At 49.4% G+C, this 251-nt stretch carries 1 rRNA gene; it reads right to left on the bottom strand.

Features of this window, described 5'->3' with window-relative positions:
- Positions 1-251 (bottom strand): 23S ribosomal RNA (locus K5Q58_RS21015); the annotation flags it as partial.

Raw genomic sequence — 251 nt, 5'->3', positions numbered from 1 at the left:
TGGGGGTTTTTCACCCCCATTATCGTTACTCATGTCAGCATTCGCACTTCTGATACGTCCAGTGTGGGTTACCCCTTCACCTTCAACCGCTTACAGAACGCTCCTCTACCGCTTGCTCCTAAGAGCAAACCCATAGCTTCGGTGTATTGCTTAGCCCCGTTAAATCTTCCGCGCAGGCCGACTCGACTAGTGAGCTATTACGCTTTCTTTAAATGATGGCTGCTTCTAAGCCAACATCCTAGCTGTCTAAG

It is taken from the genome of Shewanella sp. KT0246 (assembly GCF_019654955.1).
GTDB lineage: Bacteria > Pseudomonadota > Gammaproteobacteria > Enterobacterales > Shewanellaceae > Shewanella > Shewanella goraebulensis.
The sequence above is the reverse complement of the archived record's forward strand: the minus strand, read 5'-3'. Positions and strand labels throughout refer to the sequence as shown.